Below are 14,157 nucleotides of genomic sequence, written 5' to 3'. Positions count from 1 at the left end.
GTTTCCATTTTATTCGCCACTACGAATATCGTTTATTTTACCTATTTTCCTAATGTTTCAGCAATATCTTCAATCTCTTTTAAATATATATCGTTTACATCACTTATCCCCTCTAAATACTTATCAAATGGTTCATTCATACTATCTGTAGCTTCTTTAAGTTTACTTGAATCTTCTTGTTTAATAGCGTCTAATTGCTTATTAAAAGATTTATCTATCGCTGTAGTTGCTTGAGATACCTTTTTATGGGCATCTTTATATTTTGAGCTTGGTGCTAATCTTCTCATTTGTGCTGTAACTGACTTTGCTTGTTTAAATTTCTCTTCAAACTCAGCTTTGGATGATTCAGAACTATCCCCCTTTTCCTCAGCTATAGCTAGATCTTCAATAATAGTGTTAAACTCATTATTTAATTGGAGTAGATTTCCTGCATAAATGTCTTCCTTTTTTGCATCTTCTTTCGAGACAATAGCGTGCTCTTCATCTATTGCATTACTTCCACAACCAACTCCTCCTAATAATAGCATGAAGGGTAACGCAAGTTTTAGTGCCTTTCGTTTCATATCTTTTCCTACTTTCATCAAACTCATTTTCTAGTAGTTCAGAAGCTAACTAAATTACCACTGTCTTAATTTATCTTTCTATTTGATGTCTTTCATCATCTCGTTTGCTTCGTCTATCTTCTTAGAAGCTTTAACTACTGCATCATTACCTATTTCTATTAATTTTCTATCTTTTAATTCTAGACCGTCACCAATTGATTTAAGTGACATATCTAGTAAACCCATAGCCGTATCCATTGTAAATTGCACATCTCTATACTTTTCGTCATGCTTTAATTTTTTAACCTTTTCTGATGTTTCAAGTAAGTCCTTAGAAGCTAAATCAAATTCTTTCTTCTTCTCTTCTACCGACTTTTGGCCTGTTAATATGTCACTTACGACCTTGGACTGTTCAGAAACATCTTTCATCAGATAGGCTAAGTTTTCTTCATAGTCTTCTTTCTTATTTTGCTCAATAGAAATTTTACTATCTACTTGTTTTTCTTTTGTAGTACACCCTGCTGCTCCCCCTGCTACAAACATAAGTGAAAATGCTAATAATATTAGTCCCTTTACCTTCAAACTTCCATACCCCCCGAAAAATTGTAAGTAATTAACATATGAAACCATAACATAAATTACGTAAATAGACTATAAAAAATAGTAATTCTTACGGTAAATTTTGAGTATTTTAACAACCATATAATATGTATTACAGTTATAGGGTGTCTCACTCCATATACTATTTTAATAATCCTTAATTTAAATTCTAAAGTTTATTGTTGCTTTTTATGTTACATGGGATACAGTCAGCATCTCGGAAAAAATCACGCTAAGCAAAAACATGAAATAAGCTGTCCATATGGACAGCTTATTTACATAATTATCGTTAGCGGAAGTTAATTATATAATCTGAAGAACCTTTTTGACCGCATTTATTACATATTGTGGCTCATCCTTTTGGATATAGTGTCCACTGTTAGGTGCTATAACTAAGGAACTATTAGTTGATAAATCCAATAATTCCTCTTGCATATGCAACCATAAGTTTTGTGCATCAGTGGAATAAAAAGCTTTTTTTCCTGCAGAAAGAATAATAACGTTTGTATCTATAAGTGTTTTTCTGTGTAATCGTACTTCTTCAAGACTCTTCATAAACTGATCGTATGTACCTTCATAAATAAATTGTTTATTATAAGCTTCTTGGAAATCTGAAGGCATGATGGGAAGAAATCGTTCTCTATAGCCCTCTGGGGTTGAATCTACAAGTATTAGACCTGCTACCTCGCTTGGATATAAAGATGCGTATAATCGAACATTTACTCCACCAAAGGAATGTCCCACAAAAATATAAGGAGGCGTTAATTGTAATTTTTTTAGTAATGTTCTTAGCTCTTTTACCATTTCAGAACTAACTCTATTGTTGGGACTAGAATCACTCTTTCCTAAACCAGCTCTATCATAGACCAGAACTTTTGTAAATTCCGCAATTTGCGATACTATTTCATTCCAAGCTTTAGAGTAATCACCATAACCCGCGTCCATTACTACAGTTGGAGTTTCTTTATCACTTCCAAATATTTTTGTATATAATTGAAATCCACCTATATCAACAAATTCCTCACGTTCTAAAACCTTCTTCATTCAGATTTAACTCCTTCCATCTTCCAAGGTACAATAAGTAAATTATTTAATAAATTGTATCATGGATGGAAAAGGAAAATCAGAAATCTATTTTGAATACCGTATACATGATCAGTTAACATAACGTCTCATTATCGGGAGCAATGTATTTTAGAGACTATCAAAAGCCCTTCAGTTTAATTGATCTGGAGGGCTCTTATGTTCACATAATCAGGTGTTATCGGAAGTAAATACATGTGTTTTGCTTAACATTAGATAGATGAAATAAGGGAATTAAGCACTGATTTTAATTGTTCTCTCGTCGTAGGATCTAGGATTTCTGCTTTACTATTAATCTTGGTTCCTACGACACCAATTTGTAAAGTGCTTTCTTTTGGGATACTTGCTTCAATCATTTGTAATGTGAGCATTATTGATTCGTGTGCTTTATCTCCACCTGTAATACGTGAAGAAGCACTAATAACAGCTACTGGTTTATTCATAAATTCTCCCGATGATACAACCCAATCAAGAGCATTTTTTAGAACTCCTGGAACTCCCCTCGCATACTCAGGGGTACAAATTATTACACCATCAGCTAGTTTAAGTTGTTCACGTAAGTCCTTAACTGAAGCAGGAGGATCCTCTGTATCTGCTTCAGGACTAAAGTATGGGAGATGTTCCAATCCTTCATAAAATTGAAAATCAATATTTTCCGATTTCAGATTAGAAATAGCATATAAAACGTTTGTATTAGAGGAATTCTTCCTTAGACTGCCTGAAATAGCGAGTATTTTTATTCTGTTTTCATTCATAGTATCATCCATTCTATTTACAAATTTGATTTTTAAATTTCTACTTTTTTCAAATCCCTTAATATTCCATCCTTCATAATCATACTGTTTTTGAAATGTCGTGTTCAACTAATTTGTTCCATCAGTTGAATAAAGAACCCTGTATATTTTATACATGTCAAGTTTACATAAAGCCAAATTATCGGTAGCAAAGAAAAGGAGGAACCCTTATGAGAGTATGGGTTCCTCCTTTTTTGTTCTAGGGATCTATGCATTTTTTATAAATTCCTATCCTGGTACGGTTTTATGGCTCTCATTTGTTACTGGGTTAGCCAAAAAAATGTATAAAATCTTGCATAATCTTAGTCTGGTTTTTTCTGAAATGCTAGCGATACCCCCTACCCATCAAGTTAAGAAAATAGATTACCCCAAAACGATAAAAATGAATTTTTTTGCTATAAAAAACAACAAAAAATTTCGTTTTGGGGCACTTCAAAATGTTAGCTTAATGGTGATGTCGTGTTCCCCCGTAATGGAACGGTTTGGGGAGAAGAGTTTTAAATTTTGATATAATGAAAATAAAAGATAGGTATAGGTGGGACATTATGACAGAAGAACAGTTACTAGAGCTTGCTGAAGAAATTTACCAACAGTCATTTGAGGCAAATAATTTTTATGAAATAATGATGCAATTAGAAAGAGAAAAAGTGGAATACTTTGATGAGATGAGAGCTTCCTCAGCTTTTTATTCTTTCATTTATAATTCATTAGTAGTTTCAACGTTTGCAGTCGTGTCCAAATTGTATGAAAAAACTACACACAAAGATGCAATTAGCGTTAAAAAATTTCTTGGTCGATGTATGGAGTATAAAACATTTTCAACTGAATTGACAGTAAGTGGACCAGCACCAGAATCCTTTTTTAAATCAAAAAAACAGGAATATGAACAATTCGAAAAAAATAACAGCTTAGACTGGTTGTATACTCAAAGAGATAAGATATATAGTCATAATACTAAGAAAGCTATGAAAAACATGGATAAATTGATTGAAGAAAATCCGTTAAGAAAAGAGCAGATAAAACAATTTATTGATTTCTCACTTGAACTAAGTCAAGCTGCCATTGCTTATTTGACAGGCACATTAAAAGCTTCATCCGTAGCCAATATTTCTGATTTAAAAAATACATTGATGTTAGTTCGTATAGGGAATGAATATAAAGAGACTTATATTAGTGAAAAGTTACATGAATAAATCGATGAAAAAGAAAACAAAATACTAGTTTTTAATACAAATATAATAACCATCTATCTGTTATACGATAGATGGTTATTATATTTTTAAATAGGTCATTAAACAATTTTTAACCTTATACATTTATTATTTAATTATTCTTTTTACATCCTCTACACTTACTGAAGTTGCTTCCGCTATGATTTCAACTGAAACACCTAAATTGAAAAAGTTTTGGATTAAATGGACTCTTTCTTGTTCTCTTGCTTTTTGATCAACCTCTAATAATTGTTGTAATATATCTGTACTCATTATAAACACTCCTCTTAAATTTTTTAATAAAAAAACCTAGTCAACAAGGTTCTCTGTTTTCATAGAACATTTTTAAATAATAAAGAAGAGCTGGTGGATAAAATCCACCAGCTTTCCTTTTTCTTGCTATTCAATTAGAAGCTAACCGTCGCTGCTTCCTCTCCTGAACTAATCATTCGTTGTTCAATCTTTCCTAGCAGTTCCTTTATCTTATCTGAATAAAGTTTGACTGCTTTCGTAGATTGAGCATTCTTAAGCTCTTCTGTCCATTCTGCTAAATCTTCTTTTTCTTGATCATCTAGATAATCAAAAACTTCCTTTCGAGACATCGGGCTCACCTCAACTCAACTCACTTTATTTGGCCGTTACATAACCAAATCTCCTCATCTCTCTATTTCTATTTATACCAGATTACTCCTCTATTATTCCTTATTCTTTTTTTCGAGTTCGTTCAATTTCTTTGAAATCGACTGAATCTCGTCGGTTTTTACTTGTTCCGTTGCCAAGCGATTGTGCAGCAGGAAAGCTTGCCCTGAAATTCCAGCAAGAATACTCACCTTAAGAATATCCATCATTGTTTCAGGGTTAAACATTGCAACACCAACGAGTGAAGCAATACTTCCTACAAACATCTCTCCCAAGAAACCCGGGTGAAATGCAAGCTTGCTCTTACGAGGCAACAAAAACTTTTTGTTTGTGATGTAATGACTAGCCAATCCTGAGACCATACCAGCCACAACTGAAACAATTACTGTAACCAACATAATATGCACCCCTTTTCGAAAAACTTTTGACATTGCAGCAGCAGTTTCTATTTAATAATTAGTTGCTATAACATAGCATCACCCCTTTCAGTCAAAAACAAATAACCTTCCAGGAAAATGAATTGTTTACACAATGAAATAAAGTAACATAAAGTTCCTTTTTGTGTAATTTCATTAACCCGAAAGGTTATAAGTAATTAGTGATATAAAAAAGAAAAAGAAAAAGAAAAAAATGCAACTAAATTATATCACATTGAAGTTTATTTAATCTTTAAATTCAGAAAATTTATTTTGTTATTGTACTTTCTCAAGTTAACAAATCAAATTCTTTGATATCTTTACATTTTCTAATAATTCTAATGCCTGATGGTTATTTATTTTTTTCAATCTCCCATCAATTATGCTATAGATTACACTACAATTTTGATAAATATAGAATTCCAATATTTCAAATGCTACCTGTTTTTCTTCAAAGTTTTCATAATTGCATAAATTTATTATTCTCGTTCCTGTCTCTCGTACTAACCACAATACCTTTCGCTCAAATAAGAAATAATAATAATATATATCAAAGAAATAAAAATCTTCTTGATATCCTATTAACTTATTTCGTATTATATTTTCCATCTTTATCAGCTCTGGATAATTTCCCAAATCTATTTCTGACGGTGCAATACAGGTATTCCCTCCTAAATTTTTTTCAAGAATTTGCAATGTCTTCAGTACTTCGTTAAAACTGTTGTTTTTTGTTTCTTTTCTTTCTTTCCATTCTTTATTTTCGCGATTATAAATAGACACATTCATCAATATACACTCCTCTTTTTATCGTTTTTATTAAAATAAAGTTCTATTACGAATGTTACTAGTTACCATCTTATTGTAACTATCTTCAATTACATGTTGTTCTTTTTGATACTGATCCCATTCAGCGGCTGTGATATACGAGATAACATCTCCTACATGAATATAAACCGTATCACCTACTTTAACGCCTTCGAGTTCTGTATCGATGCTTAAATCGATATTTTCAATTCTAATTAATCTTTTGTTAATTAGTTTCCCTTTAGTTATTTTCCATCGATAAGCATTTAAGGTAACAGGATGTATTGTTTCTGAAATTCTCAATAAATGATTCAAATTATCACTCCTTTTTTAAGCAAAATAAAAAAGCAACCTAAAAGGAGAAGACATAACACATTAAAAATGCGTACTCTTCAACCCGATAGGTTGCTTTAATTACAGAAAGGAAAAAGGAAAAAGAAAAAAGATTATATACTTATTATATCATATCAATAACCAAAATCATCCAATTCATATATAAAATTAATGTAGCCACTTTATAATTTTTATGAACATATAATTCTTAATCCTCAAAATAAAAAACCAATATTTTTATCTTTTCATTACAATACATGTAAATTTTATTTCCATTTTTTCTAGTGAGAACCCAATACCAATCAAACAATGATTTTAAAGCATCATCCACCAAACGCTTTCACTCTCCTCAATTATTAACTTTAAGAAGTTAGTTAATTATTACAGAAAGAAAATATTAAGATTTTATGTTACAATAATGATTTGTTTCGTATATTAGAAAGGAGAAATTTATGAATCTAGTTAAAATTAAGATGACTGCATTATGCTTTATATTATTTTTATCAGCATGTTCATCAGCTCAAAATGACTATGATTATAAGAACGACAAGGATGGTTATCTAGAAGCTATCGCAAAAAAGGAATATGAAATTGATAAAGAGTTGGAAGAAGTTGAAGACACATCAATTTCAGTTGATGAAAGAAAAAAATATGTCGATAAAGCAATTTCTATTATGAAAGAAGCAAAAAAGATTTCTCCACCTTCTGAATTTAAAACTGCAGATAAAGAATATGAAGAATATCTAGATTTATTTGCTAAGTTGGTGGATGAAGCAAAAGGAAGCCTTAAAAATGTAACTGCTGTACATGAAAGTTTTAGTGAAAAGGATTTAGAAAAGTTAGTGAAGCAGATTGAAGCTTATGAAAAATCCTTAGGTAGTGATGCGAAAGAGAGCCTGATTAAAAAAAAGCGGGAGCATAGACGAGTAACACAAGAGGAATATCTCAAGATAGTTAGCGTAGAAATTAGGCAGTTTTATGATTGTTTTGGAGATGGAAACCTATCTGATCGAAGCTCATATGAAATAGAAACTCTTGTAAAAGATGCTAGAGAACACTTACATAAAATATCTGGTACTGCTCCACCTAAAAAGTTTGATAATGCTGAGAAAAAATATAGGGAAGCAGCAGAAAAATTCTACGAACTATTTAGCTTACTTAGTATTGATCCAGAGATGAAAGAAAATAATACGTCTGAAAAAGTACCTGTTTTATTTGATGAAGGCGTTAAATTAAATAGTGAGTTTATGGATATGTTAAAAGAGGATAAATAATAGAGTAAATTCAATTAGATTTATTAGTTTCAAACAATTTATTTTAAAAACTAATGAAGTGTATGGACTTAAAAGTCCATACACTTCTACTTTTGCGATTACACTCCCTAATGTAACGTTTTAACTTTTAATCTTCTTGCCCCGATAGAATTTCTTCTTCGCAATCAGTGCAACATGTTAATATTTGTTAACCTCCTACAATTTTAGTTTCATGAAAATCTGATTCTCTTCCACAAAATGTACATTTATTCATTTTCATTCTCCTTTTTTAAAAATTCAAAATCCAATTACATATTTCAAATAATTATTCTTTACCACTCTTATTTTTTAGATTAAACAGCTGCCTTTGTTCCTCAGTTACAGGAAATGCCCTACTATATCCTTTTTTCGCATGAAATACGATATGATGATTTACAATCAAATATTGATTGATAATAAAATTCAACATATTATTAACTGCCAAAGCCGAATATTGATTTGTAATACGTCTTTGCGGCTGTGATTCTACTACTCGATCACAAGAAATATCGCTAGGTGCAATTGTATCCTCATCTGTTAAAACATCTGGATACAATTCAGCAACAGGCGCTAAAATTGTTTCACCTTTCACTCTTAACCCTGTTACCGTTTGCCCTGTATAACCGCTCTCTTCTTGCTGTTTAATAATTTCCTCACTTGGATCTCCTTTTATTAAATCTACTGCATCATTGCCTGTGTCTATATAAATAATATTTTCTTGTTCATTGAAAAATTGATGAAATTGTTGTCTTGAAAAATTATTGTCGACGCAGCTTATAAGAATTTTTATTGATTCCTTTTTATTGTTTGCTTTCAGTGAATCAAATAAATCCATTAAAAGATCAGTAGTTTCAATATACTCTTCAGAATATGACCGCAAATCAATTCCAAATGGATTAGAATATCTTTTAGCTAATACGTCTGCTTTTTTCTTACCTATCTCATTTTTAATGAAATACTGATTTCTTAAGTTTTTCTCCTCTATACTATCTGCATCTGCTAAAATCCCCTTAATTTCCGTATTTCTAGAAGTAACCATTTGCTGCGCTACATACTGAGCCACTAATGATCCCGTACCGCCAGTACCAACTTGAACAATATGAATAGGTATATCTACATTAAATGGATATAATTGAATCATATTTCGTCCACCTCATGAATTGCAGACTCTACAACCTCCACTTGTTCCAGCGGTCCATTAAGATTAAAAGGTGATGCAAATACCTTTGTAAGGTCTACTTGTTGATGTAACCCATCTTTATAAATCCTCGCATGAATTGAAGGAAAATATCGATGTAATCTACCTACAATTACATAAATAATATTTGGAACAACCTCATTTTGATTATCCAAAACACTTGGCATTTCACTCATATTATGATGTGAATGTATTTGAAGCACTAATCTCTTCTCCATTTGCATTAAAATATCAATCTCAGGTTTAACCCAATATTTATTTACTTTTTGCTTTGGAAATACTATTTCATAACACCCATTTTGATCAAGATATACTTCTGCATGTAACTCTAACTCTTTAGTAGCGTAAAATTTTGCATTCTCTATAAAAGTTTGAAGTATATACTGCGGTATTGGAAAGAAAGGTGTTATTTTAGTACTATTCCCCTTTTTCTTCATGTCAATGGATACTGTGATAATATTTTTATCTTTGATATAACCCATTATTACATGACCTTTTACCAATTCATCGTATCCTGAGTTCTCCATTCTTTCTCTCAATTTTTCTCCACTTATTTCCATGAAGTCTGGTTTTCCGTTATTAAGAATCTCTTCTTCACTAAAGTACTCTATTATAGCATGTGTGTTACCCCAATACTTCACTACAGTTTCATTATTAAGCTTCCACAATTTATAATCTCTAATTATTGCATCGTTATCGGGTTTCTGTTTATTATCTTTTTGCTCATTCTTAGATGCCTGCTGCTGTTTTTTTCTATTAGGTTCTTTTAATCTTGATGCTCTATTTTCTTCGCTGGCCCTTTTTTGTTCCTCCATCTTTTGTATTGCCAAAATCGTTCCTTCATCTAAGCTATCTATTGTTTCCGCTCCATTTTTTTCACTTTGTTCATTTTCCTCTAATAAATAATCAAAAATATCAAGTTCTTTTTTACTCATAATAACTTCCTCCTTATTATTTTGAATTCTTAAATTCATTAACCAATTGCTTATATGTTTTCTTATATGAAACTAACCAGTTATCATTAAATTCTTTTCCATCTAAAAAACTAAAAAGTTGGAAAACATCAGATTTATTTTTTAATTCTAGATCCTTCGAAATTCTATCAGGCGTATACATATCTGCACCGAATGGTAATTGGTGAAACCATCGTTCAAAAGCTGTTAAATTTTCTATTGTTGGAGGTTTATTCCCACCCATGCATACATTCCCACTATAGTAGACATTCGGAAATGGATATACATATAGTGGAGAATCTAATTTAATAGGTTCATCTTTCATCGCATATGCAAATGCACTCTGAAAAGATTTAACCCCTTTTGGATTTTGTAATACCGCGAGTACTATTAAGACCTTTGGAAAACCCACAATATTAAAAGTTAATTTTTCTTTATGATTACCTCTCCACAACTCAACTTTTCTATTTGCTTTCTCTAATTCCAAAAAATAAAAGTGCTTAATTCCATCTTTTGTACCAACAGAAAGATGCTGCTTTAAATTCTTAGGAATAAAACCTGAATCATAATTAAATTCAAAATCTAATTCTTCCTTTGCTAGTGAAATAGACCTAGCAATAGATTTTCCAAGCTCAACCGCAGGAAATTTAAAATCCTTTTTTATTACTCCTAAATCATCCACAATCTTTGCTTCTACTATTGGAGAATGTTCCTCAATTTTTAAATAAATTGTCAAAGTAAGTCCTCCCAACAATCTCTTCTTTATATAGGCTTAAATTAAATTTTTCTTTTTCTTCTTGAACTTTTTTTATGAAATACACCACTTCAAATAGTTCAATCCAAGTAAATACGTCAAAATATTCAAATTGACTACACATAACAAAAGCAAATTCATTATCGAATTCGTTATCCACATCTTCTATAAAATGGATTACCTTATCCTTAAATACATTCTTAATATCATTCATTTCATATCCTGAAGGTAGGGGAATGAAAACTAATATAATAGGTTCATCAAAATCTCCTTCAAATAGTTCATTCGCTTCACATTCTAGATACTCTCTAACAGTAGCTTCTTCTAAATATCCAATACAGTTAAGTATTCCTTCTACAAGCTCTGTATATGGATTGAAGCCATTATAGGAATAGAATTCTGCATTCCAATCTAATTTCTGAATTACAACCTCTTCAAATAATTCCGCTGGTACCCCTTCATTCTTCATTGAGATAAATAAAGAAATAAGATTTATTATTGTTAGATTAGAATTTTCTTCATGTTCATCCATCTCTAAACGTTCCCATATATCTATCATAATCAGGACTCCTTACTCTTTAATTAATATCAGTAAATCTATATATCGATTCAATTTCTTTGTATCTAACACATCATGAATGTCTTCATGGATTACATAAAATATATCTTCATTAGCATAGTCACTTATTAAAACTAAATCCGGAAATATATCCTTTACATTTTTTAAATCGATGTTACTTTTAATTTGTAATAAACACGTATCATTTAAAAATAGCTTTTTATTGTATTCTCGAAATACTGAGTCTTCTAATTGAAATAAATATACTTCTTCCTCATCCATTAAAAATGCTGCTTGAAACTTACATTCATCATTTATCGATTGCAATAACGCATTAACAAAATTAATATGGGCGCATTCACTATTAAACTCAATATCATGATCCTGAATACAAATTTCGTAATCATCCATATTAACTTTTGCTAGCAAGTCTTTAGAACTACAAATGAAATAGATTAATTGAAAAAAAGAATTGTACATGTCGTATATACCAGTAGTATCATTTCCAACAAAAAACTGTTCAATATCATTCCACATATAATCCCCTCATTTTCTACCATTAAAAAAATGGGAAGTCTTCATCTGTTGTATCTGCATATTCAACATTTCCTGTAATTTCATCTAAAATAGTTTGATTTTCGAATAATTCAGGTCTCATGTAATCTGCAGCTGCTACTATTAATTCAAGTTGAAAGTTCTGATCCAATAGCTCTTTAACCGAGAATGAATCTTTACGTATAAACTTTAGAACTTTCGCTAAATCAATAGGTACCATTAAATCATCCACATCTAATTCACGATTATTCATCTCTAACAAAGAATTCTCAAATTCTTTGTAATTAAAGACGGCCACTTTTTTTATTATTTTCATAGTCAATTTATCCACCCTTCTTAGAAAATAAAAAAGACAAGGAATTGATCCTCGTCTTTTTCATAACTGCAGTTAATTTTTCTCTTCATAAACAACTAAAACTGTTACAAGTGGTTGGCCTTGATCATATTCACGATTAATGATCCCACCTGGTTTTATTTCTTTAACTATTTTCCCGTGATTATCACAATACTTCAAAAAACCATTCACTTCTTTATCAATATTTAATGCATCAGCAATAACAGTTCTAATTTGTAACATAATAAGTTCCTCCTAATATTTTTTTATTTTAAATATGTAATCTCAGAAATTCGGAATCCATCTATTTCTGGTACATATTTAAATTTCAGAATTAAGTCGTTTTGTTTTACCAAAAACAATCCTTTTTTTACTTTTGTAACAGTTCTTGGTTCTTCATAATTAAATAGACTTGGTTTACTTTTATAAGTAACTTTGTAGTTCTTATTTGTACTAAAATAGTCTGATGTAAATTCATCAGCTAATTCTGCAGTAGTTACATGATTTCCTAAAAACATTTCTAGTTCTTTTTTATTTTGATAAATGGTTAAGTGGCCATTCTTATCAATATCATCAAATATTAATTTGAATTGCCCACCTAAGTCATTAATCACATTTTGTGATAATTCATCTTCAAACAAATAATCGTATTGAATCTTTTGTTTCAAATCTTCTACTTTGATTGGAGTTAAAGCATCAGTTTGAGGCTCATCTTTTATAAAGGTGTTATAAAAAACAAACATCATAGCTAAAACGCCTAACACTAAAAATAATCTTTTGATCTTCATAAAATCTTCATCCTTTCACAATGTGATGTTCTCCAAAAAACGCAAAAAGCCCTTTTCGGAGTTATATTTAAAAAGAAAGTAAAAGTAAAAAACTTAAACTATCTTTGAAAATCGAAACCCCGAAAGGGCTATAGTAGTTATGGATATAAAAAATTGAAATTAAAAAAAGGTATACTTAATTTTAACAAATTACACCTACAAAAACAACAATCTTCAGAATATTCAATCCATTAAATTTATGTTATGATAAATATTATAAACCCTCAGAATGGAGTTTGATTTACAATTGAAAAAACGTCTAATTTCTATTTTTCCAATATTAATATTTATAATTGGCGTTACCTTACTTTTATTTAGACAGTTCGTTTTTTTCCATATAAGGTTTCTGGAGTCTCTATGGAAAATACCTTATTTAATAATGACAAGGTTTTAATTAATCACCTCTCCCATTCAATAGAAGATCTGCAAAGATTTGATATAGTTGTTGTTAATTCCCCACTAGAAAACACTTCTCATAATAAAACCATTATAAAAAGAGTAATTGGTTTACCTGGAGATACAATAGAATATAAATCACAGCAGCTTTATATAAATGGACTTGTGGTAAAAGATCTATACTCAAAAGGTAAAACAGCTGATTTTTCATTAAAAAGTATTTACGGTTTCGATAGGGTTCCAAATGATACAATTTTTGTATTAGGAGATAATCGCGAGGAGAGTTTAGACAGTCGATTTAAAGAAATAGGATTTGTACCTTTGAATAATATAGAAGGCAAGGTTGTTCTACGCTATAAACCATTCGACGGATTTGTGAAGTTTTAAGAAAACATTATTGTAGATACTTTAAAACAATGTCCTGTAAAAAGTGAAATACCCTATCGAATATATTTTTTAAGTATATTCGATAGGGTACATTTTATTTTTTTATGAGTTACATTTAAATAAAACTTTTGAAGTATTTAGCAATATCCGTAGAATATAAAGTCATAATTGCAACGACTATATACATAGCTAATAGGGGTTTAGTTTTATTTTTTTCTTTAATTTGGTCTTTATTTAGGGAATTTAGATAAAAAGAAGTGAGCACCATTCCAATAAGACTAATTACTAGTAATATTCTTATTAATATATCATCTTGCTCAAATGCAACATGTATTAAATTAATACTAAATACTGCACGTACAAACCACACTACATATAAGACTACATATAAGGTAAATACAAGTAATTGAAGTAGCTTTATGATTTTGGGTTTATTCATAATTCTTCATTCCTTTCATTAGTAACCTATCCACTGATACA

At 30.3% G+C, this 14,157-nt stretch carries 20 protein-coding genes and 1 pseudogene; 3 read left to right on the top strand and 18 right to left on the bottom strand.

Going from position 1 to position 14,157, the window contains the following annotated elements; genetic code table 11:
- Positions 1-41: 41 nt before the first annotated feature.
- The 4 genes from JFU02_RS03285 to JFU02_RS03270 form a co-directional block, all read right to left on the bottom strand.
- Positions 42-563 carry a hypothetical protein gene (locus JFU02_RS03285; RefSeq protein WP_201069755.1) on the bottom strand — a complete coding sequence of 174 codons (522 nt, stop codon included), beginning with the start codon at positions 561-563 and terminating at the stop codon, positions 42-44.
- Between the two features lie 78 nt (positions 564-641).
- Positions 642-1,124: a tungsten formylmethanofuran dehydrogenase gene (locus JFU02_RS03280; RefSeq protein WP_201069753.1), complete on the bottom strand. Its 483-nt coding sequence runs from the start codon at positions 1,122-1,124 to the stop codon at positions 642-644.
- A 321-nt stretch (positions 1,125-1,445) separates the two neighbouring features.
- Complete coding sequence (locus tag JFU02_RS03275) at positions 1,446-2,186, bottom strand: alpha/beta fold hydrolase (protein WP_201069751.1); 741 nt, start codon at positions 2,184-2,186, stop codon at positions 1,446-1,448.
- Positions 2,187-2,437: 251 nt separating this feature from the next.
- Positions 2,438-2,980: an NADPH-dependent FMN reductase gene (locus tag JFU02_RS03270; RefSeq protein WP_201069847.1), complete on the bottom strand. Its 543-nt coding sequence runs from the start codon at positions 2,978-2,980 to the stop codon at positions 2,438-2,440.
- A 584-nt stretch (positions 2,981-3,564) separates the two neighbouring features.
- Here JFU02_RS03270 and JFU02_RS03265 point away from each other — a divergent pair.
- The gene (locus JFU02_RS03265; protein ID WP_242488039.1) at positions 3,565-4,212 is read left to right on the top strand and encodes an AbiU2 domain-containing protein; all 648 of its coding nucleotides are present in this window, start codon (positions 3,565-3,567) and stop codon (positions 4,210-4,212) included.
- 126 nt (positions 4,213-4,338) lie between these two features.
- On the opposite strand, the gene JFU02_RS03260 is transcribed toward JFU02_RS03265, so the two are convergent.
- The 5 genes from JFU02_RS03260 to JFU02_RS03240 form a co-directional block, all read right to left on the bottom strand.
- Positions 4,339-4,503, bottom strand: coding sequence for a hypothetical protein (locus JFU02_RS03260; RefSeq protein ID WP_180226655.1), 165 nt, complete (start codon positions 4,501-4,503; stop codon positions 4,339-4,341).
- Between the two features lie 134 nt (positions 4,504-4,637).
- Positions 4,638-4,832, bottom strand: a complete 195-nt coding sequence (locus tag JFU02_RS03255; RefSeq protein ID WP_000087398.1) for a hypothetical protein — start codon at positions 4,830-4,832, stop codon at positions 4,638-4,640.
- Positions 4,833-4,925: 93 nt separating this feature from the next.
- Positions 4,926-5,267 (bottom strand): DUF4257 domain-containing protein, encoded by a 342-nt coding sequence (locus JFU02_RS03250; protein WP_000961794.1) that lies wholly within the window; start codon positions 5,265-5,267, stop codon positions 4,926-4,928.
- Positions 5,268-5,579: 312 nt separating this feature from the next.
- Positions 5,580-6,071, bottom strand: a complete 492-nt coding sequence (locus JFU02_RS03245) for a hypothetical protein (RefSeq protein ID WP_201069744.1) — start codon at positions 6,069-6,071, stop codon at positions 5,580-5,582.
- Between the two features lie 30 nt (positions 6,072-6,101).
- Positions 6,102-6,404: a hypothetical protein gene (locus JFU02_RS03240; RefSeq protein WP_196303433.1), complete on the bottom strand. Its 303-nt coding sequence runs from the start codon at positions 6,402-6,404 to the stop codon at positions 6,102-6,104.
- 470 nt (positions 6,405-6,874) lie between these two features.
- Here JFU02_RS03240 and JFU02_RS03235 point away from each other — a divergent pair, with 470 nt between their 5' ends.
- Positions 6,875-7,696: a hypothetical protein gene (locus JFU02_RS03235; RefSeq protein ID WP_201069742.1), complete on the top strand. Its 822-nt coding sequence runs from the start codon at positions 6,875-6,877 to the stop codon at positions 7,694-7,696.
- 304 nt (positions 7,697-8,000) lie between these two features.
- Here JFU02_RS03235 and JFU02_RS03230 read toward each other — a convergent pair whose 3' ends face one another.
- The 8 genes from JFU02_RS03230 to JFU02_RS03195 all read right to left on the bottom strand — a co-directional run bounded on the left by JFU02_RS03230 (position 8,001) and on the right by JFU02_RS03195 (position 12,855).
- Entirely contained in the window at positions 8,001-8,855 is an 855-nt protein-coding gene (locus JFU02_RS03230; protein ID WP_201069740.1) for a ThiF family adenylyltransferase, read from the bottom strand.
- The gene (locus JFU02_RS03225) at positions 8,852-9,847 is read right to left on the bottom strand and encodes a hypothetical protein (protein ID WP_201069727.1); all 996 of its coding nucleotides are present in this window, start codon (positions 9,845-9,847) and stop codon (positions 8,852-8,854) included. Before JFU02_RS03225 ends, JFU02_RS03230 begins: the two co-directional genes overlap by 4 nt.
- 16 nt (positions 9,848-9,863) lie before the next feature.
- On the bottom strand, positions 9,864-10,601 hold the full coding sequence (locus JFU02_RS03220) for a hypothetical protein (RefSeq protein ID WP_201069725.1): 738 nt from the start codon (positions 10,599-10,601) through the stop codon (positions 9,864-9,866).
- Positions 10,579-11,178: a hypothetical protein gene (locus tag JFU02_RS03215; protein ID WP_201069723.1), complete on the bottom strand. Its 600-nt coding sequence runs from the start codon at positions 11,176-11,178 to the stop codon at positions 10,579-10,581. The genes JFU02_RS03220 and JFU02_RS03215 overlap by 23 nt, the downstream gene beginning before the upstream one ends.
- Positions 11,179-11,190: 12 nt before the next feature.
- Positions 11,191-11,715 (bottom strand): hypothetical protein, encoded by a 525-nt coding sequence (locus JFU02_RS03210; RefSeq protein ID WP_201069721.1) that lies wholly within the window; start codon positions 11,713-11,715, stop codon positions 11,191-11,193.
- 22 nt (positions 11,716-11,737) lie between these two features.
- Positions 11,738-12,049: a hypothetical protein gene (locus JFU02_RS03205; protein ID WP_000691501.1), complete on the bottom strand. Its 312-nt coding sequence runs from the start codon at positions 12,047-12,049 to the stop codon at positions 11,738-11,740.
- A gap of 72 nt (positions 12,050-12,121) precedes the next feature.
- Positions 12,122-12,310: a hypothetical protein gene (locus JFU02_RS03200; RefSeq protein ID WP_000939328.1), complete on the bottom strand. Its 189-nt coding sequence runs from the start codon at positions 12,308-12,310 to the stop codon at positions 12,122-12,124.
- Between the two features lie 23 nt (positions 12,311-12,333).
- Positions 12,334-12,855, bottom strand: a complete 522-nt coding sequence (locus tag JFU02_RS03195; RefSeq protein ID WP_071739578.1) for a peptide ABC transporter ATP-binding protein — start codon at positions 12,853-12,855, stop codon at positions 12,334-12,336.
- Between the two features lie 268 nt (positions 12,856-13,123).
- Between JFU02_RS03195 and lepB the strand changes: the two are divergent.
- Positions 13,124-13,677: pseudogene (gene lepB, locus JFU02_RS03190) on the top strand (signal peptidase I).
- Between the two features lie 115 nt (positions 13,678-13,792).
- Here lepB and JFU02_RS03185 read toward each other — a convergent pair.
- Positions 13,793-14,116, bottom strand: a complete 324-nt coding sequence (locus JFU02_RS03185) for a hypothetical protein (RefSeq protein WP_201069719.1) — start codon at positions 14,114-14,116, stop codon at positions 13,793-13,795.
- Positions 14,117-14,157 lie beyond the last annotated feature (41 nt).

The organism is Bacillus sp. TH13 (assembly GCF_016651175.1).
In the GTDB taxonomy this organism is placed as follows: Bacteria; Bacillota; Bacilli; order Bacillales; family Bacillaceae_G; genus Bacillus_A; species Bacillus_A thuringiensis_S.
Note: the sequence above shows the minus strand (reverse complement) of the source record. Positions and strands in the feature narration are given on the sequence as shown.